Source organism: Kitasatospora sp. NEAU-CNBT7, assembly GCF_057220535.1.
This window is the reverse complement of the sequence record NZ_JBXQQB010000020.1, coordinates 1-25,433: the sequence shown is the minus strand read 5'-3', so window position 1 is coordinate 25,433 and position 25,433 is coordinate 1. Positions and strand designations below refer to the sequence as shown.

The following is a 25,433-nucleotide window of genomic DNA, read 5'->3' as shown; positions in this document are numbered from 1 at the left end:
CCCAACGAAGGAACTCCCTTGCGTCGCTCCCCGCTCCTCCTCGCCCTCGCCATCGGTGCGACCGCCGGTCTGACGGCCTGCGGCCCGGCCGACCCCGACCCGGCCGGCTCCGACGCGCCCGCCATCGCGGCGGCCGCCGCGGCGGCGCCCCTGCCGGAGCCCGTCAACATCGTCACCGCGCCGCCGGAGTCCGAGCAGCCCTCGCCGTCCGCCTCCCCGTCGGCGCCGCCGTCGGCGTCCCCCTCGCCGACCGCCGCGGCCAAGTCCGCCAAGCCGAGCGCGGCGCCCGCCGCCAAGAGCGCCCCGGCCGCCGCCGCGGGAGCGGGCAACCCGACCACGTTCGGGTACTCGGCCGACGCCGACTCGCCCGCCGCGGTCGCCGCCGCGCTCAAGCAGGCGAAGGCGGACGGCCGCAACGTCCTGCTCGACTTCGGCGCCACCTGGTGCGGCAACTGCAAGGCGCTCGACAAGGTGCTCGGGGACTCCTCGGTGCAGAGCGCCCTCAACGCCTCGTACCACTTGGTGCAGGTGGACATCGGCGACCACAGCACGGCCAACTTCAACCTGCTCAAGAAGTACGACTCGCAGGGCAGTTACAAGATGCCGGTGCTGATCGTGGTGACCCCGGACGGCCAGGTCCGCACCGACACCAACACCGGCAGCCTGCCGCCGCTGACCGCGGCCGGGTTCACCGGTTTCCTGCGCCAGTGGGCGAAGTGAGGCGCCCTGGGGCGGGCCCGGCCGCCGCAGTCGCGCTGCTCGGCGCGCTGACCGCCACCGGCTGCGGCCCGGGTACGGCGGCCCCGCGGACGACCACGCAGCAGGCGGCGGCTCCGCAGACTGCGGCGCCGACCGCCCGGTTCGACGACAGCGGGGTGACGGTCACCGTCACCGCGCGGGACTGGAACGCCCAGGGCGGCACCCTGGACCTGCTGTTCACCCCCGACGAGAGCGGCTTCCACCTCTACAGCACCGAGTTGCCGTCCGACGGCATCGACGGTGTCGGGCGGCCGACCGCGGTCCGGGTGTCGGGCGTCCTCGGCGCCGTCTCCCCGCTCACGGTGCACGCCGAGCCGCACGCCCTGACCATCGAGGGCGCCGGCCGGCCGGTGCCGGTCTACCCCGACGGCCCGGTCCGGGCCTCGCTGCCGCTGCGCACCACCGGCAGCGGACCGGCGACCGTGTACGTCAGCTATGCGGCGTGCAGCGTGACCGAGGGCTGTCTGATGCCCGTCCTGGACCACCCCGTCGTGCTGGACGTCGGGCCCTCGGGCGTCCGCTCCACCTCCGCCTGACGGACCCGCTGCCCCCATCCCACGACGCGCGGGCCGGCGCCCGACCCGGCGCCGGCCCGCGAGGAAGAACCCCGCCATGCCCAGACCCGCGCTCCGGCTGCGCTCCCTCGCGCTCGCCGCGGCCGTACCCGCCCTCTTCGCCTGCTCCCCCGCCGCCCCCGCCCCCGGGGCGGCCGGGCCCGCCGCCACCACCGTCTACCCGGTGGCGCGGCGGCTGCCCGCGCCCGACCTGGACGGAACCGGCCTGGACGGTGGCCCGCTGCACCTCGCCGACCTGCGCGGTTCGGCCGTGGTGCTGAACATCTGGGGTTCCTGGTGCGGCCCGTGCCGCGCGGAGGCCGACGGCCTGGAGCGGGTCCACCGGGAGACGGCCCCGCAGGGGGTGCGTTTCCTCGGTATCGACACCCGGGACCTGCGCCCCGATCCGGCCCGGGCGTTCGTGCGCGAGCACGGCCTGAGCTACCCCAGTCTGTACGACCCCGACGGCGCGCTGGTCCGCTCCTTCCCGGCCGGGGTGCTCAACTCCCAGTCGCTGCCCGCCACCGTGGTGGTGGACCGGCGGGGCCGGATCGCGGCGCGGGCGCTGGCCCCGCTGACCCCCGCCGAGCTGCACACCCTGCTCGACCCGATCGCGGCGGAGGCCCCGTGAACCCCCTGATCCCCCAGGCCCTGACCGCCTCGGCCCTGGCCCCCTCAACCCGGCTCGCCTTCGACGGCGGCGCCGCGCTGACCGGCGGTTCGCTGCTGCTGGCGCTGCCGGTGGCGCTCGCCGGCGGCCTGGTCTCCTTCTTCTCCCCCTGCGTGCTGCCGCTGGTCCCCGGCTACCTGAGTTACGTGACCGGCTTCTCGGCCGCCGACCTGGCCGATGCCACCGACCGGCGGCGCGGCCGGATGCTGGCCGGGTCGCTGCTGTTCGTCCTCGGGTTCACGGCCGTGTTCGTGTCGGGCGGGGCGCTGTTCGGCTACGTCGGGACCACCCTCCAGGACCACCGCGGGGTGATCGACACCGTGCTCGGCTCGATGACGGTGCTGCTGGGGCTGGCCTTCATGGGTCTGCTGCCCGGGCTGTCGCAGCGGGAGTTCCGTACCCACCGGCGGCCCGCCGTCGGGCTGGCGGGGGCGCCGCTGCTGGGTTTCGTGTTCGGGGTCGGCTGGACGCCGTGCATCGGCCCGACGCTGGCCGCCGTCCAGGCGCTGGCGTGGAACCAGGCCAGTGCCGGGCGCGGGGCGCTGCTGATGGCGGTGTACTGCCTGGGGCTCGGACTGCCGTTCGTGGTGGCCGCGTTGGCGTTCCGCCGGGCGCTGGGCGCGTTCGGGTGGGTGAAACGGCACTACGCCTGGGTGATGCGGCTCGGCGGCGGCCTGCTGGTGGCGGTCGGGCTGCTGCTGGTCACCGGCGTGTGGGACCAGTTGGTCTACCTGCTCCAGCAGTGGGCGGCGGGGTCGGAGTCGTCCTGACCCCGGGCGGCCCGGCGGGGCCTTGCGGCGAATCTGATGATACGTCAGTCTATGGATGGCAAAGCCCTGTTCATCTCGGCTTACATCATCACGAGAGGGCCGCCGCCATGGCACTGCCCCTGCGCCACTCCGCCCACCGTGTGCTCGCCGCCCTGGCCGTCACGGCCGCGCTGGCCCTGGGCGCCGCCCAGCCCGCCACCGCCGCCGCCCCGCCCGAGGGCGTCGTCGCGGGCGCGGACACCCCGAGCGCCGTCCCCGGAAGCTTCCTGGTCATCCTGCGGCCCGCCCCGGCGAAGGCCACGGCGTCCGCGGGTGCGGCGCTCGCCCGCCGCTACGGCGGCACGCTGCGCCGGACCTTCGGCGCCGCACTGAACGGCTACTCGGTGCAGCTGTCCGACCGCCAGGCCCGCCGGCTGGCCGCCGACCCGGCGGTGGCCGAGGTGGTGCAGAACCACCGGGTCACCGCCGACACCACCCGTACCGGGCTGCCCTCCTGGGGCCTGGACCGGATCGACCAGAAGCGCCTGCCGCTCGACGACCGCCTGACCACCGTGGACACGGGCGGCCAGGGCGTCACCGCGTACGTCATCGACACCGGGGTGCTGGTCACCCACGACGAGTTCGGCGGCCGGGCCACCTCCGGCTACGACGCCGTCGACCTGGACGGCGACGCCGACGACGGCAACGGCCACGGCACCCACGTGGCCGCCACCATCGCCGGAAGCAGCTTCGGCGTCGCCCCGAAGGCCGCCGTCGTCGCCGTCCGGGTGCTCGACGACGACGGCTCCGGCACCACCGAGCAGGTGGTCGACGGGATCGACTGGGTCACCAGGAACGCCCACAGGCCGGCCGTCGCCAACCTCAGCCTGGGCAGCGACCCGGACGACGCGCTGGACGCGGCGGTCCGCAACTCCATCGCCTCCGGCATCACCTACGCCGTCGCGGCCGGCAACCAGGGCGTCGACGCCTCCGAGCACTCGCCCGCCCGGGTGCAGACCGCGATCACCGTCGGGGCCACCGACCGGGACGACCAGCGCGCCTGGTACTCCAACTACGGCCCCCTGGTCGACCTGTTCGCCCCCGGCAGCGACATCACCTCGGCCTGGATCGGCTGGGACGAGTCCGAGAACACCATCTCCGGCACCTCGATGGCCACCCCGCACGTGACCGGCGCCGCCGCCCTCCACCTGGCCGGCCACCGCACCGCCACCCCCGCCCAGGTCGCCGCGGCGCTGACCGGCGCGGCCTCGCCCGGCTCGGTGCAGCAGGAGCCCGGCGACGGCACCACGGACCGGCTGCTGTACGTCGGAACCACGCCGATCCCGCCGCTCGGCAAGCGGTTCGACAACACCACCCCGGTCACCGTCGACGACAACACCGTCGAGTCGCCGATCACCGTCACCGGCGTCCCCGGCCGGGCCCCGGCCATGCTGGACGTGCACGTCTCCGTCACCCACTACTGGCCCGCCGACCTGACGGTCGACCTGATCGCCCCCGACGGCCGCAGCTACCGGGTCCTGACGGCCTCCGACGACATCCTCCCGTCGCCGTACCACCTCCTGATCGGCGTCGACGCCTCCGCCTCGCCCGCCAACGGCCTCTGGCGGCTGCGGGTGTACGACCCGGCCGAGTCGTTCGGCGGCCGCCTCGACGGCTGGGCGCTGCAGTTCTGACCCTGCTGCCGGCGCCGGTCAGCCGACCGCGGCCGCCGCCGACGGCAGGGCGATCTCGAAGCAGCAGCCGCCCGAGACGTTGCGGACACTGGCCCGGCCGGCGTGCGCCTCCACGATGCCGCGGACGATCGCCAGGCCGAGGCCGGCGCCGGTGTCGCCCTGGTGCGGTCCGGCGCCCTGGCCCCCGGCCTGCTCCTGCGCGGTCCGGGGGGTACGGGCGCTGCCGCCGCGCCAGCCGGTCTCGAAGACCCTCGGCAGGTCGTGCTCGGGGATACCGCCGCAGCCGTCGGTCACCGACACCAGCACCTCGTCGGCCTCGCGGCGGGCGGCGACCGCCACCACGCCGTCGGCCGGGGTCGAGCGGATCGCGTTGACCAGCAGATTGGCCAGCACCCGGGTGATCTCCCGGCCGTCGACCTCGACCGGCTCGGCGGCCACCAGGGCACCGTCCAGCCGGACCCCGCGCTCGCGGGCCAGCGGGTGGGCGCCCGCGATGGCATCGCCGACCAGGTCGTAGACCGACACCCGGGAGGGCGTGAGGGTGAGCACCCCGGCCTGGATCCGGGACAGCTCGAACAGGTCGTCGACCATCCCGGTGAGCCGCTCCACCTCGGTGCGGATCCGCATCAGGTAGCGGGCCGGGTCCTCGGCGACACCGTCCTCCAGCGCCTCGGCCATCGCCCGCAGGCCCGCCAGCGGGGTGCGCAGGTCGTGCGAGATCCAGGCGATCAGCTCCCGGCGGGAGTGCTCCAGCATCTGCTCGCGCTGCCTGGACGCGGCCAGCCCAGCACTGGTGGCGGCCAGTTCGGCGCTGAGCGCGGCCAGTTCCGAGCCGAGCGGCTCACTGGGTGCGCTGAACCCGGCGTCACTGCCGACCGTGCGGGCCGCCACCGTGAGCGCCCGGCTGCCCGCGACCACCTGCCGGCCCAGGACGGCGGCGGTGACCAGCGAGACGGCCGCCGCCATCAGGGTCACCGTGATCACCACCCCGAGGTCGTGGTGCGAGAGGAACATCGCCTGCGCCACGGCGAGCGTGCCGGCCGTCATGGCGAGGACCGTGACCAGCGCCACGATGAACAGCGAGAGCGCGACCGAGCGGCGGCGCAGCAGGCGCACCACGGGCCAGCCCAGCAGGCCGGCGGAGGCGGCGCCGAGCGCGGCGAACAGGGCGATCAGCAGCAGGTCGTTCACGGTGGTTCAGCCCTTCGCCGGGTCGAAGCGGTAGCCGACGCCCCAGACGGTGCTGATCAGCACCGGGGCGGCGGGGTCGTCCTCGATCTTCTCGCGCAGCCGGCGGACGTGGACGGTGACGGTGGACTGGTCGCCGAACTCCCAGCCCCAGACGCGCTGCATCAGCTCCTCCCGGCCGAACGCCGTGCCGGGGTGCCGGATCAGGAACGCCAGCAGGTCGAACTCGCGCAGGGTGAGGGAGAGTTCGCGGCCGGCCCGGTGGGCGCGGCGAGCCTGCTGGTCGAGTGTGAGGTCGCCCGCGGTCAGCGGCCCCCCGGGCGGGGCGGTGAGTCCGGCGCGGCGCAGCACGGACTGGATCCGCAGGACCAGCTCGCGGGGGCTGAAGGGCTTGGTGACGTAGTCGTCGGCGCCGAGTTCCAGGCCGAGGATGCGGTCGGCCTCGTCGCCCTTGGCGGTGAGCATCACCACCGGCAGGTCGGCGCCGGTCTCGGTGGCGCGCAGCCGGCGGCAGACCTCCAGGCCGTCCAGGCCGGGCAGCATGAGGTCGAGGACGACCAGGTCGGGCCGGTGTTCGGCGGCGGCGGCGAGCGCCTGGTGGCCGTCGGCGGCCCGGTCGACCCGGTAGCCCGCGCGGTGCAGGTAGCCGGTGACGACCTCGGCGACGGTGGGGTCGTCGTCGACCACGAGGATGCGGCCGGTGGAGGGTGTCTGGATCACGTCTCCGAGGATAGGGAGGCGGGGCGGGCGGCCCCGACCGGCGGGGTGCCCCGTACGACTTCCGTAAGGTACCGATGCGGCAATTGTCCCGATTCCCCGGGGTAACTTCGGCGCGTGACGAGTCTCTCCCTGTCCCGGTCCCCCGTTCCCCGTCCCATCGATGCGGCGCCCGTCGATGCGGCGCCCGTCGACGTGGTGCTGCCCTGCCTGGACGAGGCGGCGGCGCTCCCCTGGGTGCTCGACCGGATCCCGTCCGGCTGGCGCGCGATCGTGGTGGACAACGGCTCCTCGGACGGCTCCGCCGAACTGGCCCGCTCGCTCGGTGCCACCGTGGTGGCCGAGCCGCGCCGGGGTTTCGGCGCGGCCTGCCACGCCGGGCTGCTGGCCGCCACCGCCGAGCTGGTCTGCTTCATGGACTGCGACGGCTCCCTCGATCCGCGCCAACTCCCCCTGGTGACCGGCCCGGTGCTGGACGGCAGCGCCGACCTGGTGCTCGGCCGGCGCCGCCCGACCGCCCGCGGCGCGTGGCCGCTGCACGCCCGGATCGCCAACGCCGAACTGGCCAGGCGCCTGCGGGCCCGGACCGGCGCCGCCCTGCACGACCTGGGGCCGATGCGGGCCGCGCGCCGGGAACGGCTGCTGGCGCTCGGCCTCGGCGACCGTCGTTCCGGCTACCCGCTGGAGATGGTGCTGGCCGCCTCCGCGGCCGGGATGCGGATCGCCGAGCGGCCGGTGGACTACCGGCCCCGGGCCGGCCGCTCGAAGGTCACCGGGACGGTGCGCGGCACCCGGCAGGCCGTCCACGACATGCGGGCGGTGCTGGCCGCCCCGCCGCCGACCCTGCTGGTGATCGCCAAGGAGCCGGTCCCCGGCCGGGTGAAGACCCGGCTGACGCCCGCCTGTTCGCCGGTCCAGGCCGCCGCCCTCGCCGAGGCCGCGCTCGTGGACACCCTGACGACGCTCTCGGCGGTACCGGCCGGCCGGCGGCTGCTGGTCCTGGACGGTACTCCGGGCCGCTGGCTGCCGCCCGGCTGGGAGGTGGTCCCGCAGGTGCCGGGCGGGCTGGACGTCCGGCTCGCCGCGGCCTTCGCCGAGGCCGACCCGGGCGCACCCGCCCTGCTGGTCGGCATGGACACCCCGCAGCTCACCGCCGCCGCCCTGGCCGAACCGCTCTCCCCCGCGCAGCGCGCCGGGACCGACGCCTGGTACGGCCCGGCCACGGACGGCGGGTTCTGGGCGCTGGGCCTGGCCCGTCCGGACGCGGCGCTGGCCCGCCGGCTGCTGGTCGGGGTCGAGATGTCGACCGGACGCACCGGCGCCGAGCTGCTGGCCCGGCTGGCGGCGGAGGGGCTGGTGGTGCGCGGCCTCGGCGAGCTGACGGACGTGGACACGGTCGAGGACGCCCGGCGCGTGGCCGGGCTGGCACCCGGCGGCCGGTTCGCAGCCCGCTGGGCCCAGGTCACCGCATCGCAGGCCGCCGGGGCGCAGGCCGCTACGGCGGAGATCACCGCGGCGCAGGTCACAACGGCGAAGGTCACCGCCGGGCAGAGCGGCCCGGCGACGGCGGTCCGCCGATGACCACGGCCACCCTGCCCTGGACCGACGACCCGTTCGCCGAGGCGATGCGCACCGGCCGGGGGCCGCTGTGGCTGCGGCGCTCCGACGGCACCCGCCAGGTGCTGGAGGTGGACCGCTGGATCGGGCCCGCGGCCGGCGCCGACCACGGTCTGCTGCTGCGCTGCCTGGACTCCGGCCGGCCGGTCCTGGACATCGGCTGCGGGCCCGGCCGGCTGGTCGCGGAGCTGCTGGCACTCGGCGTCCCGGCGCTCGGGGTGGACGTCACCCGCGACGCGGTCTCCCGCACCCTCGGCATCGGCGGGCTCGCGCTGTGCCGCTCGGTGTTCGAGCGGCTGCCCGGGGAGGGCCGTTGGGGCACCGCCCTGCTGGCCGACGGCAACCTCGGCATCGGCGGCGACCCCGACGCGCTGCTGCGGCGGGCCGCCCTGCTGCTCGCGCCCGGCGGCCACCTGCTGGTGGAGGTCGAGCCGGGTCCGCTCGACGAGCGGCTGACCGTCCGGGTCGAGGGCCCGGGCGGACGGCTCGGCCCGCCGTTCGCCTGGGCCCGGCTGGGCGCCGACGCCACCGCGCGCCGGGCGGCGCCCGCCGGGCTGACCGAGATCGAGCGCTGGTCCTCGCACGGCCGGGCCTTCCTCGCCCTGCGCCGTGACGGGGTTCGGTGAGGGGCCGCGCTGACGGGCCGCGGTGACGGGCCCTTGGCGGGGGGCCGCCGTCCGACCGCCGTCCGACCGCCCGTGACCGGTCGTGATCATGCGGCCGAAACCGGTGGCGCGCACGGCGTCCGGTTGCTTTGATGCGCTGTGCACTTCTCGGATACCGACACCAGGTCCCTGCTCGACCGGATCGAGCGCTACTACGACGCCGTGCCCCGTTCCTCCGCCCGGGCGGAGGACTTCGGGCCGCTGACCCTCTTCGTCCCGACCGCGGGCAGCTGGCCGTTCTACGGGCGGCCGGCGCTGGGCCGGCCGGGCCCGGCGGCGACCGCCGACGATGTCCGGCGGGTACGGGAACGGCAGCGCGAACTGGGCCTGCCGGAGACCTTCGAGTGGGTCGACGAGAACGCGCCGGGGCTCCGCGCCGCGGTGGAGGACGCCGGGCTGACCGTGCACGCCCACCCGCTGATGGCCCTCGACCCCGACGCGCCCACCCCGCCGTCGGACCCGTCGGTCCGGCTGCTCACCGCCGACGCCCCCGAGCTGGCGTCCGCGCTGGCCGTGCCGAGGGTGGCGTTCGCCGAGCCGGGCACCGCGGTCGGCACCGCGGGCGCGGCCGAACTGGCGGCGCTCACCGCGGTGGTGGAACGCGACGGCACCGTGGACCGGGTGGCGGCCCGGATCCGGGCCGGGCTGACGGTGACCGCCGCCGCGCTGGCGGCCGACGGCTCCGCGCGCTGCTCGGGCATGCACCAGCCGGTGGACGGCGTCACCGAGGTGGTCGGCGTCGGCACCCTGCCGGACGCCCGCCGCCAAGGCCTCGCCCTCGCGGTCACGGCCTGTCTGGTGGCAGACGCCCGGGCCCGCGGGGCCGGCACGGTGTTCCTTTCCGCAGGTGACGAGGACGTGGCCCGGGTCTACGCCCGGGCAGGCTTCCGCCGGATCGCCACCGCACTGATCGCCGAGCCGGCCGAGCAGCCCGGCTGACCGACAACCCGGCAGCTCGACCGACTGAACGCGCCATCGTGGCAGGGGCGGCTCGACCACGGCCACGGTGGCGGTTTCGCGTTCCGGGACGGCTCCGCCGAGGTGCTCCACGGGTGGTGCCCGGCTCCGGCGGGGTGCCGACGGCGCGGTACCGGCTCTCGCACCCGGATGCAGCTGCTGCGGTCGAACAGCGCGGTGTGCCCGTACCCGGCTGTCGGTGAGCAGCCGGGCCTTGTCCGGTGCCTCGGCCATCGCCTGCGCATCCCGGTCCGCGGAGCGGATCGCCGGGCCGTAGTGGATGCCGGTCACCAGGACGGTGCTCGCCGTGGGGTTGTTCCACGGCCCGGGGGTACCGGCGCGCGGCGGCCGGACGGCGCGCGGTACCGCCGCCCGGGCCGTCGGTCAGGTGGGCAGCGGGCCCGCGTCGGTCAGCAGCGGCGCCAGCAGGTCGCCGTCGGCGGCGTGGCGTTCCAGCACCTGGTCGGGGCTGAACGACAGCTCCTCGGCCCGGGTGCACGCCTCGATCTCCGCCCAGCTCACGGGCGCGGAGACACCCGGGACGGCGGTGGCCCGCAGGGTGTACGGCGCGGCGGTGGTCTTGGCCGTCGCGTTCTGCGACCAGTCGACGAAGACCTTCCCGCGGCGCAGCGCCTTGGTCATCCGGGACACCACCAGGCCGGGGTGGTCGGCGGCGAGCCGTTCGGCCAAGGCCTTGGCGTAGCCGCTGACCGCCTTGGCCGGCGCCGGGGTCAGGGCCGCGTACAGGTGCAGTCCCTTGCTGCCGGAGGTCTTGGGGTGGGCGTGCAGGCCGTCGGCGGCGAGGTGGTCGCGGATCAGCAGGGCGACCCGGCAGCAGTGGGTCAGGTCGGCGCCGGGGCCGGGGTCGAGGTCGATCACCAGCCGGTCGTGGTGGGTGGGGCCGGTGTCGGCGGTCCACTGGGGGACGTGCAGTTCCAGGGCGTAGCCGTTGGCGACGGTCATCAGGGTGGCCAGGTCGTCGACGGCGACCCGGTCCTTGGGGCCCTCGTGGGTGGGGACGGTGAGGGTGTGCACCCATCCGGGCAGGCCGGGCGGCGGGTTCTTGGCGAAGAAGCCCTCCTCGCCGATGCCGGCCGGGAAGCGCAGGAAGGTCGCGGGGCGGCGCAGCAGGTGCGGCAGCATCGCGGGGGCGATCTGGGCGTAGTAGTAGAGCGCCTCGCCCTTGGTCCACCCGGTGGCCGGCCACAGCACCTTGTCGAGGTGGGACAGGACCAGGCGGCGGCCCTCGACTTCCGTGACCTGGCGCTCCGGCATAACGTGGTAAATCCCCGCGAAAGGGATGGGCTATGCCACAGGTCACCTGGAAGGGCGTCATCACGTTCGGGCTGGTCAGCGTGCCCGTGCAGCTGTACGCCGCGACCGAGGAACACAGCGGGCCGACCCTTCACCAGGTGCATGCGAAGGACGGCTCGCGGATCCGGTTGAAGCGTTTCTGCGAGGCGGAGGGCGTCGAGGTCCCGTACAGCGAGGTGGTCAAGGGCTTCGAGTCCCCGGACGGGCGCCAGGCGGTGCTGGAGGACGCGGACCTGGCCGAGCTGCCGCTGCCCAGCAAGAAGATCATCGACGTCCTGGCCTTCGTCCCGGCGGACTCCATCGACCCGCTGATGCTGAACAAGGCGTACTACGTGTCGACGGCGGACAAGGCGCCGGCCAAGCCGTACGTCCTGCTGCGCGACGCCTTGGTGGAGTCCGGTCAGATCGCGGTGACCAAGGTGACCATGCGGACCAGGGAGTCGCTGGCGGTGCTGCGGGTGCACGGCGACGCGCTGGTCCTGCAGACCTGCCTGTGGCCGGACGAGGTGCGCTCGGCCGAGGGGATCGCGCCGGACGAGAGCGTGACCGTGCGTCCGCAGGAGTTGAAGATGGCCCGGTCGCTGATGGACACCCTGTCGGAGGACTTCGACCTGTCGGCGCTGCACGACGAGTACCAGCAGGCCCTGGAGCAGGTCATCGAGGCCAAGCTGGCCGGGGTCGAGGCCCCGCACGGCGAGCAGGAGCCGGCCGAAGGGGCGGGCGCGGACGTGATCGACCTGATGTCCGTGCTGCGCAGCAGTGTGAAGGCGGCCAAGGAGGGCCACGGCAAGGCGGCCGCGGCCGGCGGCGGGGCGGCGAAGGGCGACGAGGGCGCCGGGGACGGCCGCGACGACGGGGAGGCCGAGGAGGCGTCGGAGGCGCCCGCGAAGAAGACCGCCCGGAAGCCGGCGAAGAGCGCAGCGGCCCGCGGCGGCGCCAAGAAGACCGCGGCCGGGGCGGCCGCCTCCGGGACGTCCGCGAAGAAGACCGCGGCCAAGAAGACCGCCGCGAAGCGGTCGGCGCCCCGCCGGGCCTCCTGACCGGGCCGCCGGGCCGGGCCGCCCGGTCAGGAGGCCCGGCGGCTCAGGTGGTGTGTGCGGCCGGCTGGTTGTCCGCGCTGAGGACGTCGCTCGCGGAGGCCGATCCCGACACCCGTCGGAGGGCGCCGATACCGGGGTCCGCGATGGACACGGTGATCGTGAAGGGGGGCGGGCCGGTGATGGTGAGGTGGGAGTCGGTCGGGGAGGTGAGCCGTCGCACGACGGCGAGGCCGTCGACGCCCGGGCACAGGGCCTCGGCCGGGAGTGTGAGCTGCGCGGTCCCGCCGGTGGCCGGATCGATCCGCAGGCTGCCGGACGGGGTGCGCCGGACCGTGTCGTCGACGGAGACGGGCAGGTTGTAGGCGCCGCCGACCAGGCCGTCGGGGCCCTCGATCTCGACCGCGACGCCCTGCGCGCCCAGCGGCGCGGCCAGGTCCAGCGGCGCCGGGCCGCCGGGGCCGAGCAGCAGCTCGATGGTGAAGCGGCCGGGGTCGTCCGCCGACTCCTTCCCGAAACCGTAGGAGCCGAGGGCCAGTTGGGGGCCCGGGCGGTCGGTGGCCCCGGCCGGCTGCGGGAAGTGGTGGTAGCCCTTGGCGCCGCACCTGCTGCCGTCGGAGGTCCCGCCACCGGGCAGCGCGACGTCCCGGGTCGGCCGGCCCGGGGTGACCGCGCCCGGGGTGACCGCGCCCGGGCGGGCGGCCGGCGCCGTCCGCCCGGGCCAGGCGGAGAGGGCGAGGAGGACGGCGGCCACGGCGACGGCCACGGCGACCGCGGAGCGCCAGCGGCCGAGGCGGCGGAGGCGGCGGAGGCGGCCGAAGCGGCCCCGGCGCGCGGCGGCCGGTCCCTCCGACCCGGGCGACCAACGGCGTCCGCCGGGATCCACCGGTTCCTCGGTCCGCCACCGGGCGGACAGCATCCGGGTCCGCGCGGAGGGTTCCTTGACGGCGGCGGCCCGGACGAACCGCTCGTCCAGGACGAGCCCGTCGAAAGGGTCCCCGCTGCTCGGGTCGGGCCCGTCGTGGGGGCCCGGGTGAGGATCATCGGCTATCGGCACCGGGCCATTATGGCGAGCCGGACCGACGCCGGGACCGGCCGGGTGGCGGCCCGCGGCGGGCCGCGGCGGGCCCTCCGGACGGTGCGGGCGGCGGTCAGTGGACCGGGACCGGCGACGCGGCCTCCCAGGCGAACCCGTCCGGGTCGTCGAGCGTTCCGGCGTCACCGCTGATCGCGAGCCGGTGCGAGCCGCTCCCGTCGACCGGGACCCCGAGCTCCTTGGCCAGGGCGCGGCGTCCGTACAGCGCGAGCTTGACCGCGCCGGACGGGCCGGCGAACTCGACGTACTTCTTGCCGAAGCTCCGCGCCACGGTGAGGCCGTGGTCGACGTAGAACTGCCGGCTCGCGGCCACGTCCGCCGTTCCCAGCAGCAGCACGGCCTCGTCGATCCGTCCGGTCGCGGGGCCGGTGTCCTTCTTCGCCGAGGTCGCGACCTTCCAGATCGTGCCGTCGGGGGCCCGGACGACGCCGCCGTAGCCCCAGAACGACTTCGCGGCGGGCTTCAGCGCGGTGGCGCCGGCCTCGACCGCGGCGTCGACGAGGCCGTCGACGTCGGCGGGGCGGGGGACCGTGAGGGCGAGAGCGAACCCGCGGAAGCCGGTGGTCGGCGTGTCCGCCGCCCGCAGCCGGAGCCGCAGCGCGGCGCCCGGTCCGAAGGCGGCGTAGAAGCGTTCGGCGGCCGCGAGGTCGGCCACCTCGAGGGTGAGGGAGTGAATGGAAGCCATGACGGTCACGCTAGTTGGCGTCCCGGCGCGGGTGCTTCTCCATTCCTGACCGGTCCGGCCGGGGTGGGGCGGGCCCCACCCCGGCTCCTGCGGCGGGCCCCAGTGACAGCACCGCCGACCCCGCGTCATCGTGGGCGACATGACGACACCACCACGTCCCACGGGCGGGCGCGGGCCCGTCCGCGCGGTCCGGTCCGGCAGGTCGCCCGGCCGGCCCCCGTCGGCCCGTACCCGGCGCCTCGCCGTCACGTCGGCGCTGGTCACCGCCGTCCTGGCGATGACCACCGTGACCGCCGCCGCGGATGCCGGGCCGGGCGCCGGCCGGCCGGCGCCGCCGCTGAGCTGGGCGGCGTGCCCCTTCCCCGGTTCGCCGGCGGAGCTCGAGTGCGCCTCGATCCAGGTACCGGTGGACTACGCGCACCCCCGCGGTGCGAAGGCCACGGTCACGGTGGACCGCCTCCGGGCGGCCGGCGCGCACCCCGTCGGCAGCCTGTTCTTCGACCCCGGCGGTCCCGGCGGCTCCGGCACCGGGGCGGTGTACGCGGAGTCCCTCGGGATGCACCTGTTCTCGGCCGCGACCCGGGAGAACTTCGACCTGATCGGCCTGGACCCGCGCGGCGTCGGACTCAGCAGCGCGGTCCGCTGCGACCCGGAGCCGCTCAACCGTCAGGTCTCGCTGTTCCCCACCGACCAGGCCGGTTTCGAGCGCCTGGTCGCCCGCAACCGGGACCTCGGCGAGAGCTGCCGCCGCCTCACCGGCCCCTTGCTGGACCACCTCGACACCGTCAGCGCCGCCCGCGACCTCGAGGCCCTGCGGCAGGCGCTCGGCCAGGGGAAGCTGAACTACCTCGGCCTGTCGTACGGTTCCCAGCTCGGCGCGACGTACGCCGGCCTGTTCCCGGACCGGATCCGGACCCTGGCGCTGGACGGCGCACTCGACCACTCGCTGTCCCTGACCTCGCTGCTGACGGACGAGTCCCGCGCGTACGAGGACTCCTTCGACCGGTTCGCGAACTGGTGCGCCCGGGACGACTCCTGTGCCCTGCACGGCACCGACGTGGGGCAGGTGTTCGACGGCCTGGTGGCTGCCGCCGACCGTACGCCGATCCCGGCGCCGGGGTGTGCCGGGGCGGGCGGCTGCCGGCCGTCGGTGACCGGTGAGGACCTCCGGCTCGGCCTGCAGGGCCTGCTGCTGTTCCCGGCCCGCCGCGGTGACCTCGCGCTCGCGCTGCGGCAGGCGCAGGACGGCGACGCCTCGGCCTTCTCCCAGCCGGTCGCCACCGGACCGGCCGACGACGAGGCCAACGGCAGCGCGATCGCGATCGAGTGCCAGGACTGGCCGACCCCGGTCCGGACCCTGGACGACCTGCGGCGGTTGCAGCGGCTCGGGCGGACGGTCGCGCCCCGGTTCGGCGGCGCGTCCCAGTCCTGGACCATCCTGGCCGGGTGCGTCGGCTGGCCGGCGCCGGTGAGCAACCCGCCGGGGCCGTACGGTGTCCGGCAGGCGCCGCCGATCCTGATCACCAACGCCACCCACGACCCCTCGACGGCGTACCCGTGGGCGGTCCGGATGCACCGCGGCCTGCCCTCCAGCGCGCTGGTGACCCGGGAGGGCGACGGCCACACCAGCTACCTGGCCCAGGGCGCCAGCCGTACCAGGGACGCCATCGACGCCTACCTGGCCACCGGCCGGGTGCCACCGCCGGGCACCGTCTACCAGGACTGAGGGCAGGCCCCGGGGGCCGGGCCGACCGGCCCCCGGGCGGGGGCTCAGGCGGCGAGGCGGGCGCTGACGGCCTTGGCCTTGGCCGCGGCCTCCTCGTGCGCCTGGGCCTTGGAGGCGTCGGCGGTCTCGATGAAGTCGGCGAGCGCCGGGTTGACCCGGGCGAGGGTGAACTCCGGCACCACGAAGTCGACCTCCAGGCCGAGCATGCCGGTGAGCACCTTCTCCAGGTAGGTGGTGACGAACTCGAAGCTCTCGCGCGGGCTGCCCGGGCCGTACGAGCCGCCGCGGGCGGAGACCACGGTGACCGGGGTGCCGGCCGCGGAGGGCCGCTCGCCGGCGGTGCGGCCCATCAGGATGACCTGGTCCAGCCACGCCTTGAGGCTGGAGGGGATCGTGAAGTTGTACATCGGGGTGCCGATGACGACCGCGTCGGCCTGCTCCAGCTCGGCCATCAGGCGCTCGCGCAGCTCGTACGCGGCCTGCTGCTCGGGGCTGCGGTGCTCGGCGGGGACGAAGCCCGCGGTGATGCCGGCGGCGTCCAGGTGCGGGACGTTCTCGGCCGCGAGGTCGCGGTAGACGACCGTGCCGCCGGGGTTCTGGGCCAGCCACTCGGCGCGGAAGGTCGCGGAGACCTCGCGGGAGACGGAGCCCTCGGTCAGTGCGGACGAGTCGATGTGCAGCAGCGTGGGCATAGCATGCCTCCCTTTCGGTAGTAACTGCAGCTTGATGCGCAGCTGTCATTACAGTAGCAGCTTACTTTTAATAAGCCACTAGCGGAGGGGCAGTAGTCTGGTGGCATGGCGCAGGAAGCAGCAGCACAGACCCACACGGCCTGTACCGGGGTGGACCTCGGCATCACCCGTGTCTTCGCCCTGCTCGGCAAACGCTGGACGGGCCTGGTGGTGGCCGTCCTCGGCGACGGACCCGCCCACTTCGCCGAGCTGCGCCGCGCCATCCCGGGCATCAGCGAGCGCATGCTCTCCGACCGCCTCGCCGAGCTCGCCGAGGCCGGTCTGGTGCTGCGCGAGGTCGACGAGGGGCCCCCGCTGCGGGTCCGCTACCAGCTCACCGAGTCCGGCTGCGCGCTCGGCCCCGCCATGACCGAACTGCGCACCTGGGCCGAGCGGCACCTGCCCGCCACCCCGCCCGGCACCTGCTGACCCCGCCACCCCCGGTCCCGGCAGACGCCGGTACCGGTACCGGCATCCCGCCGCCCGCAGGAAACGCGAAGTCCCCGGGGCGGCGGGATGCCGCGCCCGGGGACGGGTGTCGGGGGACGGGGGTGGGTCAGCTGTCGCTGCCGTCCAGGGCCGAGTCGGGGATCCACGAGCCGTGGATGCCGGCGGTGACGCGGCGCGGCAGGTGGACGGTGGCGACCCGGTCGAGGCCGGAGGCGTTCAGGACCAGCAGCTGGGAGGCGTCCTGCTTGAGGTCGGAGACGACCGTGAGCAGGTAGCCGTCGTCCTCGTTGACGGCGCCGGCCGCCGGGACGAACACCGCCTCGCTGGGCAGCCGGGCGTCGCCGATCTGGTGGATGCGGCGGGCGCCGGTGGTGCGGTCGTACTTGACCACGCCGTAGCCGCCGAAGCCCTCCTGGTCCGGGAAGGAGACCGCGTACTGGTAGCGGTTCTCGGCGCCCAGGTAGTCCTCGTTGAGGGTCGGGAACTCCACCGCGAGGTCGTCGATGATCTGCTCGTCGACGGTCCCGGCCGCCGGGTCGATCACCCAGCGCCGGGTGTAGGAACGGGTGTTGGGCTCGGTGCCGCGACCGGGCGCGCCGACCCACCAGTTCCAGGACAGCCGGAAGCCCTCCGCGTCCACGGTGGGGCCCTCCAGCACGATCCGGCCCTGGCCGTCCTCGAAGGCGTTGGACGCGTGCAGCATGTTGCCGGGCTCGATGGAGAACCAGCGGATCTTCTCCGCGCCGCCCTTACCCCGCGGCATCACGCCGATCCGGGACGGCTGGCGGTCGCTCCAGCCGTACGGGATGCCGGAGTGCTCGTTCGGGTCGAAGGTGACGCTGCCCTCGATGAAGACCACATGGCGCCGGGTGATGGCGAAGTCGTGCTTCAGGGAGGCGGTCGCGCCCGGGATGTCGGCGCTGTACAGCAACTCCCCCTTGGCGTCGGCGACGTGGTAGGTCAGGAACGGCGGGAACGGCGAGGAGCCGAAGAAGTGCAGCTCCCCCGTCACCGGGTCGGCCTTGGGGTGCGCGGTCATGGCGGTCCGCAGCTTGCCGTCGAAGTCGTAGGCGCCGACGGTCTCCAGGTCCCGGGTGAGCTCGAACGGCAGGTTGGCCTCGCAGAGTGCGAGCAGTCGGCCGCCGTGCTCGATGACGTGGGTGCCGGCGGTGCTGGCGGTGAGGTCGGGGCCGTGCTCGGTCATGTACGGTGCGCCCTCGAGGGCCGGGGTGTGCACCCAGCGGTTGCGGTACCACTCGGCGCGGCCGTCACGCAGCCGGATGCCGTGGACCATGCCGCTGCCCTTGAACCAGTGGGTGGGGGTGACACCGGGCTTCGGGTTGTGGCCGTTGCGGATCAGGCGGCCGGTCAGCTCCGGCGGCAGGGTGCCCTCGACGGTGAGCGCGGTGGCGGTGATCTCGTCGGCGACGGGGGTGTAGTGGCCGGTCAGGTACGGCTTGCTGCTGGTCATGTTCGGTTCCTGTGGTCGTAGAGGTTGATCGGGCAGGTCTGGGCGCAGCGGTGGTCCGCAGCCTCAGACCGTCTGCTCGGCGCGGGACTTGAGGCTGTCGAGCCAGTTCTCCAGGGAGGCCTGCAGGGCGGTGCCCAGCTCCTCGACCGCGGCCTCGACGGGGGCGCCGCTCCAGGACTCCTCGGTGTGGACGGCAACCCGGTCGCCGCTCTGCTCGAAGGTCCAGGTGTGGATGCCGACGATGCCCTCGACGGTCCCGCCCCAGACGATCCGCTGTCCGGGCACCAGTTCGCGGATGGTGGAGGTGATGCTCAGCCCGTGGGTGCGCCAGGTGAAGCTGGTGCCGACCGCCACCGGGCCGTCGAGCTTGGCCTGGTCGATGTCGACGTTCCAGACCGGCCAGTTGTCGATGTCGGTGTGCAGCGACCAGACGGTGTCGAGCGGGGCGTCGATCAGCGTGTCCAGCCGGACGACGACGGGGGCGGCGGTGTCGATGGTGTGCATGAGTGTTCCTCGGGGGTTGGTGCGGGTGATGGGGGTCGTGACAGATGGAGGTGAGGGTCGGGGATGACGGTCGGGGGGGTGGCAGTCGGGGGGTGACGGATCAGCGGGCGGTCGTGGGCTCGGCGGGTCGGCTCCGCGGGGCCGGTGCCGCAGGCGCGGTCCGCTCTCCCCCGCCGGTGGGGCGGGCGCGGCGGGTGAGCACCAGGGCGAGCAGTGCGGTGACCACCAGGACCGCGGCCGAGACCGCGAACGCGGCGCGGTAGCCGGCGGTGAGTGCCGCCAGGTGCGACCGGCCGGCCGGTGCGTGGGCGGTGACGGACCCGGCCAGGGTGGCCAGGGCGGCGAGGCCGATCGCGCCGCCGACCTGGCGGGTGGTGTTCACCAGTCCGCCGGCCAGGCCCGCGTCCTGGGCCGGGACCCCGTCCACGGCGAGCGCGGTGAGCTGGACGAACGCGGTGCTCAGGCCCAGGCCGATCAGGATGCTCGGGCCGAGGATGTCGGCCAGGTAGCTCCCGTCGACGGAGATCCGGGACAGCCACAGCAGCCCGGCGGCCTCGGTGAGCAGGGCCGCGGTGACGGTGGCGGTGGCGCCGATCCGCCGGGAGATCCGCGGTGAGAGTGCCGCGCCGAGCATGTTGGCCCCGGCGAGCGGCAGTTGGCCGGCCCCGGTGGCCAGCGCGCTGGCCCCGAGGACCTGCTGCTGATAGAGCGGCAGGAAGAAGAACAGCGCGATCCACACCGAACCCAGCAGTGCCATCAGCAGGTTGCCCGCCGCGACCCGGCCGGTGGCGAACAGCCTCGGCGGTATCAGCGCGTCCGCGCGGCGCCGCTCGACCGCGGCGAAGGCCACCAGCAGGACGGCGGCGGCGCCCAGGGCGCCGAGCACCGCCGGGTCCGTCCACCCCGCGGAACGCGCGGTGGTCAGCCCCCAGACCAGGCAGGTCAGCGCGAGGGTCACCGTGACGGTGCCCGCCAGGTCGAAGCCGCCCTCGCGGCGGCCGGCCGGCTTCGGGACGAGGACCGCCACCGCCGCCAGCACCAGCGCCGAGCCGAGCGCGACCGCGTGGAAGATCCAGGGCCAGCCCCACGCCTGGGTGAGCACACCGCCCAGCAGGACGCCGCCCGCCCCGCCCGCGCCGGAGACCGCGCCCCAGACGCCGAGCGCCTTTCCGCGCCCGGGGCCGGTCGGGAACTGCTCCATCGCCAAGGCCAGGGCCGCCGGGGCGATGGCCGCGGCGCCGAGGCCCTGGACGGCCCGGGCGGTGATCATCACGGCCGCTGAGGAGGCCAGTCCGGCGGCCGCCGACGCCACCGCGAACAGGCCGAGGCCGGCGATCAGGACCCGGCGGCGCCCGAGCAGGTCGGCCGCCCGGCCGCCCGCCAGGAGCAGCGCGCCGAACGCCAGGCCGTAGGCGTTGACCACCCAGGTGGTGCCGGTGTCGGACAGGCCGACCCCGGCGCGGATCTGCGGCAGTGCCACGTTCACGATCGAGGTGGCGAGCATGACGGTGAACTGGGCCGCGGCGAGTGACGCGAGCACGGCCCCCGGTCCGGGGCCGGAGCCTGGGCCGGGGGCCGCCCGGTCGGCCGGTGTGCGCTGGAGGTTCATGACGCACAGCCTCGGGCCGACCGCTGTTCACATTCCAGGTCCGGCGGGGCCGGTGACTGTCCACTCCTGTCCGCACCTGTCCAATCCTGCCCACCGCGGGCCGCCCGGCCCGGCTGCCCCGCGATGGACAGGAGTGGACCCGCGTACGGGCCCTGCGCCGGGCCGACGGCACCGCCCGTTCCGCAGCCGGTTCCGCCGCCCGGAGCGGCTGCAAGCCGTCCCCTGGTGCGCGACGGGCGGCGGGTCGCGGGTGGCCGGCCCGGACCCGGACTCCGGCCGCCGTCCCGATGACGGACCTCACCACCGGCACGGCACCGGGCCGCGCCGGCGGCCCGTCAGGCGAAGGTGAACCAGTTGAGGTTGACGAAGTCGGCGGGCTGACCGCTGTCGAAGGTCAGGTAGACGTCGTGGACCCCGGTCGTCCGGGCGATGTCGGCCGGAACGGTGCGCCAGCTCTGCCAGCCGCCGGTGGCGGCGACGGCGAAGCCGCCGACCGGTGTGGCGGTGGGGCTGCCGAGGCGGACCTGGACGAGCCCGCTGATCCCGGCGGCGGCGCCGGAGGCGACCCGGGCGCTGAAGCGGGTGGCGCCGGCCGTACCGAAGTCGACGGCCGCGTACTTCAGCCAGACGCCGTTCGCCAGCCACCCCATGTCGCTGCCGCCGCCCGTGTCGGCGCAGGCTTCGGCCCGGCCGCCCGACTGGGCGGCGAACGCCTCGGCCTGGATGGTGGTGAACGCGCCGGTCCCGCCGCCGGGCGGGACGGTGGCGGTGGCCGTCGGGGTGGGCGAGCCCCCGGGCCCGGGGTCGCCGGTACCGCCGACGGTGATGGTGAACCGCGTCGGGCTGCCGGACTGCACCTTGCCCTCGAAGTCCACGCCCGCCGGGTGGACGTCGTCGTACGGGAAGGCGTAGCCGAGCCCGTCGGGGGTGGTGGTGTGCAGGATCCGGGCGTAGTGGTTGGTGCGGGCGCGGGTGTAGAAGGCGGCGGGGTTCTCGCCGTCCGGCTGATGGGGGTTGTCCAGCAGGGTGGTCCGGTTGAAGGCGGCGGCCAGCCGTGCGCTCAGGTTGCCCATGAGGTCGTTGCCGGTGGTGAACGGCGCGTCGCTGCAGGAGAAGATCGCCCGAGTGGAGGGCCTGGCGAAGCTCCCGGCCCCGGGGAAGGTCAGCGTGTCGCCGTTCACCCGGCCGGTGACGGCGCCCCAGGTGAACTGGGTGTCGATCCGCAGGTCCTTGGTGCGGTAGGCGTTCCACACCTGGTCGACGTAGTCGTCGAAGTACCCCGCGAACAGCGAGCTGTTGCCCCGGATCGCCAGGTTGGGGCTGAGGATCCGCAGATCGGTGCCGTCCTTCTGGACGATCAGCCGGCTCCAGTCGCTGCCGTCGGCGGCGGACTGGGCGCGCAGCGCACCGGCCACCCGGGCCAACCCGTCCGCCGGGAGGCCGCGGACCGTCTGGGTGCCCTGGGCGGTCTCCAGCCGGAACGAGATGGGCAGGCCAACCATGTCGACGAAGGTGATGTTGGCGTACAACTGGTCGGCGTTGTAGGTGAACTCGCAGAAGTCGTGCCGGACGCCGGCGTTGGGGTCGGTGGGGTTGCTGACGGAGGGCAGGGCGAGGCCGCCGCCGCGGTTCATCAGGAAGGTGAGCCTGGCTCCGACCGAGAAGTAGATCCGTCCGCTGTCCAGCCGGGGCAGGGTGATCTGGCGGGCGCCGGCGCCGGGGGCCTTGAGCGGGATGGCGCAGTCGACGCCCAGCGGCGTCTGGTCGCTGGCGGGGGACGGCGGGTGGTACAGGGTCGAGCCGTCCGCCTGGATGAAGGCCCAGGTGCCGCCCGCCGCGGGGTCACGGCCCAGGACGTAGGCGTACACCGTCGGGTTCCCCGTGGTGTTGACCAGGTCCAGCGGGAGCGTGGCCGCTGTGGAGGCGACGGCGCTCGACTCGACCCACCTGGTCACGGCGGCGACGGACAGGGCCGCGCCCGCGGTGGCGGCGAGGAGCTTTCGGCGGGAGAGCGGTCGGTGGTGGCGCGGAGTCATCGAGGAACTTCCCTTCGGCGTGGGGGCCTGTGTTCGACGGTGTGCGGCGCAGCCCGTGGGGCCGGGTTCGCGACGGGCGCCACCGGAGGTGGTCCGCCCGTCCCGAGAGCGCTCTCAGCGAGCCCACATGCTATGCACCGGCCGACTCGCCGACAAGGTTCACGGCACCCACACAACCGCTCTGACCTGCAACGATCTCCGCAGGTCCGCTGCCTTAAGGCCGCTTTAGGGTTCCCTTGACCCTCGCCGAAGGCCCGGCGCGGCCGGAAACAGCCGGTCAACCGGCCTCACGGGCCGCGCCGGACCGGGGCGCGCCGCAGCGCGGGCCGCCGCCCGGCCGGAGGGAGGCCGAGGGCCTGGCTGGCGGATCTTGTCGGATCAGCGTGCGACTCCCCCAGTCTTCGGCCGGGAGGCACCCCAGGCGCCCGTCCGGGCGTGCGCCCGAGTCGACCTCGTACTGGACGTCCTTGGGCGATCCGGGCGCGTGTCCAGGCGGGATGATCCGTCGTCGCGCGCCCGGCAGGATCCGCCAAGCGGGGCCCTAGGGCCGCGGGCCGCCGCCCGGGCGGATCGCGGCCGACAGGTCCTCCGCGGACCGCAGCGGGCAGAGCACGCCGTTGAGAAGGGCGGCGGAGATGGTGACCTGGTCCGACCACTCGATGACCAGCCGGTCCGCGCCACGCACGTAGCAGTTCCTGCCCCACACCCTGCCCGGCCGGTCGATCTCCGGAAAGTCGGCCGGTCGCGGGGAGAGGATCCGGGACCAACCCGCCCGCTCGATCTCCACGTCCCAGAAGCCCGGGCCAGCTATCATGACGACCTCCTTCAAGGTGCACGATACCTGCACGTCACGGGCGTATCCGGAGTCCTCCCGTCCACGGCCCCCGGCGGCCCCTCCGCCCCGGGTCCGGCGCACCCCACGAGCCCCCCGCCGACCCGCCGACGCCCGTCAGCCGGCCGCTCCCCCCGACGCGCCGAGGTCGGGGCCGAGGGCGGGGAAGCGCACCCCGGTGAGCTCCTCCGAGCGGTCCCACAGCCGGCGGGCCCTGCGGTCGTCGACGGCGTACGCGCTCGGCTGCGCCGGAGCCGGGTACCCTCGCAGCTCGCCCCGGCCGTCCGGGCCGGTGTAGCTGCCGCCGGGCAGCGGCTGGGTGACCGCGTACAGGGACGGCAGTGCGCCCTGCTCGTCCGACTGCGCGACCACGCGGTTGGCGACGGCCATCACCAGGCGCTGCACGGCGCCCGCCGAGCGGCTCTGCAGGTTGGTGGCGGCGTAGCCGGGGTGGGCGGCGTGGGCGGTGACCGGGGATCCGGCTGCGGTGAGGCGGTGCTGGAGCTCCCGGGTGAACAGCAGGTTGGCGAGCTTGGACTGCTGGTAGGCGCGCCACGGGCGGTAGGAATGCTCGGAGTTGAGGTCGTCGAAGTCGATGTCCACCCCCGGTCGGCGGTGCGCGTTGGAGGCGACCGTGACGACCCGCCCGGTGATCTGCGGCAGCAGCAGGTTGGTGAGGGCGAAGGGGCCGAGGTGGTTGGTCCCGAGCTGCATCTCGAACCCGTCGGCGGTGCGCGCCTCGGGGATGGCCATCACGCCGGCGTTGTTGACCAGGACGTCGAGCGGGCCGTCCCAGCCGTCGGCGAACCCGCGGACGGAGGAGAGGTCGGCCAGGTCCAGGCGCCGCACCTCGGTGCTGCCCTCGATGTCCGCCGCCAGCGCCTCGCCCCGGCGGGTGTCCCTGACGGCCAGCACCACGTGGGCGCCGGCTCCGGCCAGGTGGCGGGCGGTGACGGCCCCGAGGCCGCTGGTGGCTCCGGTGACGACGATCGTGCGGCCGGCCTGCGAGGGCAGGTCCGCGGCGGTCCAGTTCCTGTGCGGTGTGCTCATACCGCCAGGCTGCCACCGCACCCCAGATGTTGTCAATGACTACATCGACCCGGCCCGCACCGCCCGGACCGCGGCCGACCAGCGGTTTGTTAGCATCCCGGCATGCCGGAACGGAGCTACCACCATGGCAATCTGAGGACCGTGCTCCTGGACGAGGCGGAGCGCGCGCTCATCGAGACCGGAGTCCAGGACCTGTCGCTGCGCGCCCTCGCCCGGGATGCCGGGGTCAGCCACGGCGCCCCCCGCCGGCACTTCCCCGACCGCGCGGCCCTGCTCGAGGCGCTCGCCGTCCGCGGGTTCGAGAACCTCGCCGCGCGGCTGGCGGAGGCCCTCGAGGGCGCCCAGGCCAACTTCGAGGCCCAGCTGCGGGCCATCGCCCACGCCTACGTGGCGTTCGCGGTCGGCCGGATGCCGCTGGTCGAGCTGATGTTCGCGAGCAAGCACCGCGAGGGCACGGATGCCACGCTGGCGGCGGCCCACGCCGCGTACGCGGTGCCGTTCGCCGCGATCTCGGCCGCCCGGAGCCGCGGCGAACTCCTCGGCACCGACGAACAGGCGGCGGGGCGGCTGGCCTTCGCCACCCTGCACGGCCTGGCCGTCCTGCTGAACACCGGCATGATCGCGGACACCGACGTCGCCGCCACCGTGGACACGGCGGTGGACGGCCTGCTCAGCGGCCTCGCCGCCCACCCCGGCCGGACCGTCGGCGCCTAGTACTGCAACGGTGCTTACCGTGACGGTTGTCGGGTTCGCTCGTTGGACCGTTCATGGGTGGGGACATATCCGAGATCGATGCTCGTCGCTGGTCGGACGGGCTGGCCGGGCTGCATGAGCGGTTTGCCCGCCGGTTCGCGCGGAGTGAGTCTCGGGAGTCGGCGCTGGCCTACATGCGGGGCCTGTTGGCGCCGCTGGAGCGAAAGAACGGCTGGACGGTGGCCGAGGAGGCCGGCCATGGCGGCCCCGACCGGATCCAACGGCTGCTGAACCGGATCGACTGGGACGCCGACGCGGTGCTCGACGACGTGCGCGAGTACGTCATCGAGCACCTGGCCGACCCGGGCGGCGTCCTGATCGTCGACGACACCGGCTTCCTGAAGAAGGGCGTACGGTCGGCCGGCGTCCGGCGGCAATACTCGGGCACCGCCGGCCGCACCGAGAACTGCCAGGTCGGCGTGTTCCTCGCCTACTCCGGCAAGCGGGGCCGGACCTTGATCGACCGGGCCCTCTACCTGCCGAAGTCCTGGACGGACGACCGCGAGCGCTGCCGGGCCGCGGGAATCGGCGACGACGTCGAGTTCGCCACCAAGGTCCAGCTCGCGAGG

Annotated in this window: 25 protein-coding genes and 1 pseudogene; 14 read left to right on the top strand and 12 right to left on the bottom strand. The window is 75.0% G+C overall.

Features of this window, described 5'->3' with window-relative positions; translation table 11 throughout:
* Positions 1-18: 18 nt before the first annotated feature.
* From AC2TEW_RS24260 to AC2TEW_RS24240, 5 genes are all read left to right on the top strand, one after another.
* On the top strand, positions 19-720 hold the full coding sequence (locus tag AC2TEW_RS24260; RefSeq protein WP_484625455.1) for a thioredoxin family protein: 702 nt from the start codon (positions 19-21) through the stop codon (positions 718-720).
* A complete protein-coding gene (locus tag AC2TEW_RS24255) occupies positions 717-1,295 on the top strand; it encodes a hypothetical protein (protein ID WP_484625454.1) in 579 nt (192 codons plus the stop codon). The genes AC2TEW_RS24260 and AC2TEW_RS24255 overlap by 4 nt, the downstream gene beginning before the upstream one ends.
* Positions 1,296-1,371: 76 nt before the next feature.
* Positions 1,372-1,944 carry a TlpA family protein disulfide reductase gene (locus AC2TEW_RS24250; RefSeq protein ID WP_484625453.1) on the top strand — a complete coding sequence of 191 codons (573 nt, stop codon included), beginning with the start codon at positions 1,372-1,374 and terminating at the stop codon, positions 1,942-1,944.
* A 35-nt stretch (positions 1,945-1,979) separates the two neighbouring features.
* Positions 1,980-2,753 carry a cytochrome c biogenesis CcdA family protein gene (locus AC2TEW_RS24245; RefSeq protein WP_484625566.1) on the top strand — a complete coding sequence of 258 codons (774 nt, stop codon included), beginning with the start codon at positions 1,980-1,982 and terminating at the stop codon, positions 2,751-2,753.
* 107 nt (positions 2,754-2,860) lie between these two features.
* Positions 2,861-4,426 (top strand): S8 family peptidase, encoded by a 1,566-nt coding sequence (locus AC2TEW_RS24240; protein WP_484625452.1) that lies wholly within the window; start codon positions 2,861-2,863, stop codon positions 4,424-4,426.
* Positions 4,427-4,444: 18 nt separating this feature from the next.
* On the opposite strand, the gene AC2TEW_RS24235 is transcribed toward AC2TEW_RS24240, so the two are convergent.
* Together AC2TEW_RS24235 and AC2TEW_RS24230 are read right to left on the bottom strand one after the other, a co-directional pair.
* Positions 4,445-5,617: a sensor histidine kinase gene (locus tag AC2TEW_RS24235; protein WP_484625451.1), complete on the bottom strand. Its 1,173-nt coding sequence runs from the start codon at positions 5,615-5,617 to the stop codon at positions 4,445-4,447.
* A gap of 6 nt (positions 5,618-5,623) precedes the next feature.
* A complete protein-coding gene (locus AC2TEW_RS24230) occupies positions 5,624-6,307 on the bottom strand; it encodes a response regulator transcription factor (protein WP_484625565.1) in 684 nt (227 codons plus the stop codon).
* A gap of 183 nt (positions 6,308-6,490) precedes the next feature.
* Here AC2TEW_RS24230 and AC2TEW_RS24225 point away from each other — a divergent pair.
* The 4 genes and pseudogenes from AC2TEW_RS24225 to AC2TEW_RS24210 all read left to right on the top strand — a co-directional run.
* A pseudogene (locus AC2TEW_RS24225) lies at positions 6,491-7,168 on the top strand (glycosyltransferase family 2 protein); the annotation flags it as partial.
* Complete coding sequence (locus AC2TEW_RS24220; RefSeq protein ID WP_484625564.1) at positions 7,142-7,912, top strand: TIGR04282 family arsenosugar biosynthesis glycosyltransferase; 771 nt, start codon at positions 7,142-7,144, stop codon at positions 7,910-7,912. The pseudogene AC2TEW_RS24225 and the gene AC2TEW_RS24220, both read left to right, overlap by 27 nt.
* On the top strand, positions 7,909-8,574 hold the full coding sequence (locus AC2TEW_RS24215; RefSeq protein ID WP_484625450.1) for a methyltransferase domain-containing protein: 666 nt from the start codon (positions 7,909-7,911) through the stop codon (positions 8,572-8,574). The genes AC2TEW_RS24220 and AC2TEW_RS24215 overlap by 4 nt, the downstream gene beginning before the upstream one ends.
* Before the next feature lie 138 nt (positions 8,575-8,712).
* Complete coding sequence (locus AC2TEW_RS24210) at positions 8,713-9,552, top strand: GNAT family N-acetyltransferase (RefSeq protein ID WP_484625449.1); 840 nt, start codon at positions 8,713-8,715, stop codon at positions 9,550-9,552.
* Between the two features lie 402 nt (positions 9,553-9,954).
* Here AC2TEW_RS24210 and ligD read toward each other — a convergent pair whose 3' ends face one another.
* A complete protein-coding gene (gene ligD / locus AC2TEW_RS24205) occupies positions 9,955-10,845 on the bottom strand; it encodes a non-homologous end-joining DNA ligase (protein ID WP_484625448.1) in 891 nt (296 codons plus the stop codon).
* Positions 10,846-10,877: 32 nt separating this feature from the next.
* Here ligD and ku point away from each other — a divergent pair, with 32 nt between their 5' ends.
* On the top strand, positions 10,878-11,924 hold the full coding sequence (gene ku / locus AC2TEW_RS24200; RefSeq protein ID WP_484625447.1) for a non-homologous end joining protein Ku: 1,047 nt from the start codon (positions 10,878-10,880) through the stop codon (positions 11,922-11,924).
* A gap of 43 nt (positions 11,925-11,967) precedes the next feature.
* On the opposite strand, the gene AC2TEW_RS24195 is transcribed toward ku, so the two are convergent.
* Together AC2TEW_RS24195 and AC2TEW_RS24190 are read right to left on the bottom strand one after the other, a co-directional pair.
* On the bottom strand, positions 11,968-12,978 hold the full coding sequence (locus AC2TEW_RS24195; RefSeq protein WP_484625446.1) for an SCO2583/SCO2584 N-terminal domain-containing protein: 1,011 nt from the start codon (positions 12,976-12,978) through the stop codon (positions 11,968-11,970).
* A 94-nt stretch (positions 12,979-13,072) separates the two neighbouring features.
* Entirely contained in the window at positions 13,073-13,702 is a 630-nt protein-coding gene (locus tag AC2TEW_RS24190; protein ID WP_484625445.1) for a glyoxalase, read from the bottom strand.
* Between the two features lie 139 nt (positions 13,703-13,841).
* On the opposite strand from AC2TEW_RS24190, the gene AC2TEW_RS24185 reads away from it, so the two are divergent.
* The gene (locus AC2TEW_RS24185) at positions 13,842-15,428 is read left to right on the top strand and encodes an alpha/beta hydrolase (protein ID WP_484625444.1); all 1,587 of its coding nucleotides are present in this window, start codon (positions 13,842-13,844) and stop codon (positions 15,426-15,428) included.
* A 44-nt stretch (positions 15,429-15,472) separates the two neighbouring features.
* Here the strand turns inward: AC2TEW_RS24185 and AC2TEW_RS24180 are convergent, their stop codons facing one another.
* Positions 15,473-16,120 carry an FMN-dependent NADH-azoreductase gene (locus tag AC2TEW_RS24180; protein ID WP_484625443.1) on the bottom strand — a complete coding sequence of 216 codons (648 nt, stop codon included), beginning with the start codon at positions 16,118-16,120 and terminating at the stop codon, positions 15,473-15,475.
* A 105-nt stretch (positions 16,121-16,225) separates the two neighbouring features.
* On the opposite strand from AC2TEW_RS24180, the gene AC2TEW_RS24175 reads away from it, so the two are divergent.
* Complete coding sequence (locus AC2TEW_RS24175) at positions 16,226-16,588, top strand: winged helix-turn-helix transcriptional regulator (protein WP_484625442.1); 363 nt, start codon at positions 16,226-16,228, stop codon at positions 16,586-16,588.
* Positions 16,589-16,715: 127 nt separating this feature from the next.
* Here AC2TEW_RS24175 and AC2TEW_RS24170 read toward each other — a convergent pair whose 3' ends face one another.
* From AC2TEW_RS24170 to AC2TEW_RS24145, 6 genes are all read right to left on the bottom strand, one after another.
* On the bottom strand, positions 16,716-18,080 hold the full coding sequence (locus AC2TEW_RS24170) for a carotenoid oxygenase family protein (RefSeq protein WP_484625441.1): 1,365 nt from the start codon (positions 18,078-18,080) through the stop codon (positions 16,716-16,718).
* A gap of 63 nt (positions 18,081-18,143) precedes the next feature.
* Positions 18,144-18,584 (bottom strand): SRPBCC family protein, encoded by a 441-nt coding sequence (locus AC2TEW_RS24165; protein WP_484625440.1) that lies wholly within the window; start codon positions 18,582-18,584, stop codon positions 18,144-18,146.
* Positions 18,585-18,684: 100 nt separating this feature from the next.
* Positions 18,685-20,193 (bottom strand): MFS transporter, encoded by a 1,509-nt coding sequence (locus tag AC2TEW_RS24160; RefSeq protein WP_484625439.1) that lies wholly within the window; start codon positions 20,191-20,193, stop codon positions 18,685-18,687.
* 335 nt (positions 20,194-20,528) lie between these two features.
* The gene (locus AC2TEW_RS24155; RefSeq protein ID WP_484625438.1) at positions 20,529-22,229 is read right to left on the bottom strand and encodes a glycoside hydrolase family 64 protein; all 1,701 of its coding nucleotides are present in this window, start codon (positions 22,227-22,229) and stop codon (positions 20,529-20,531) included.
* Positions 22,230-22,770: 541 nt separating this feature from the next.
* Positions 22,771-23,043 (bottom strand): hypothetical protein, encoded by a 273-nt coding sequence (locus tag AC2TEW_RS24150; RefSeq protein ID WP_484625437.1) that lies wholly within the window; start codon positions 23,041-23,043, stop codon positions 22,771-22,773.
* Between the two features lie 135 nt (positions 23,044-23,178).
* Positions 23,179-24,111: an oxidoreductase gene (locus tag AC2TEW_RS24145; protein WP_484625436.1), complete on the bottom strand. Its 933-nt coding sequence runs from the start codon at positions 24,109-24,111 to the stop codon at positions 23,179-23,181.
* A 102-nt stretch (positions 24,112-24,213) separates the two neighbouring features.
* Between AC2TEW_RS24145 and AC2TEW_RS24140 the strand changes: the two genes are divergently transcribed.
* Together AC2TEW_RS24140 and AC2TEW_RS24135 are read left to right on the top strand one after the other, a co-directional pair.
* Positions 24,214-24,825, top strand: coding sequence for a TetR/AcrR family transcriptional regulator (locus AC2TEW_RS24140; protein ID WP_484625435.1), 612 nt, complete (start codon positions 24,214-24,216; stop codon positions 24,823-24,825).
* A gap of 53 nt (positions 24,826-24,878) precedes the next feature.
* Positions 24,879-25,433 (top strand): IS701 family transposase (locus AC2TEW_RS24135; protein ID WP_484625434.1); only part of this gene is annotated, 555 nt, incomplete at its 3' end.